A 633-nucleotide genomic window follows, 5' to 3' on the forward strand; every position below is an offset into this window, starting at 1 on the left:
CCACGAGGAAGACATTCTATACGGGCCGGCCTGACCGAGGTCAGCCGCGGGTACGGGCATCCCACTCGGCCCGGCTGATGGCGTATACCACGCTCGGCTGGCCGTGGAGGGACCACTCGCCGTCCAGGGTCAGGCCCACCTTCTCCATGACCCGACGACTCTGGATGTTGTCCGGGTGGCAGATCGAGATGACCCGCTCGACACCGACGTGGGTGAACGCGAACTCCACCGCCGCCATCCCGGCTTCGGGCGCCAGGCCCTGCCCCCACCGGTCCCGGCGCACCGTCCAGGCCACCTCCACACCCGGCCAGCCCAACTCTTCGTACAGTCCGGCCCGGCCGATGAACTCCCCGGTCGCCCGCTCCCGGACGATCCACATACCGAAGCCGCGCAACGCCCAGTGGCCGAGCTGGAACGCTGCATGACGCCACACCGCCTCGTCATCCATGGGCCCGCCGCCGGTGTGGCGGGACATGTCCGGATGCTGGGTCATCGCCGAGTACGGTCCGATGTCCTCGGCCCGCCAGTCCCGCAGGGTCAACCGTTCGGTGAGCACGGTGGGGATCTGCCGGGCGGGGGACGGCGGTCCAAAGATCAGGGTCACAGGGCGCTCCCGGCGGTCAAGGCGAGACG

The 633-nt window shown here is 69.8% G+C and carries 1 protein-coding gene; it reads right to left on the reverse strand.

Going from position 1 to position 633, the window contains the following annotated elements; all coding sequences use genetic code 11:
• Positions 1-40: 40 nt before the first annotated feature.
• On the reverse strand, positions 41-633 hold a 593-nt coding region (locus U9980_RS25755; RefSeq protein ID WP_322770298.1), incomplete at its 5' end, for a GNAT family N-acetyltransferase.

This window comes from Protofrankia sp. Cr1 (genome assembly GCF_963555865.1).
Classification (GTDB): Bacteria; Actinomycetota; Actinomycetes; order Frankiales; family Frankiaceae; genus Protofrankia.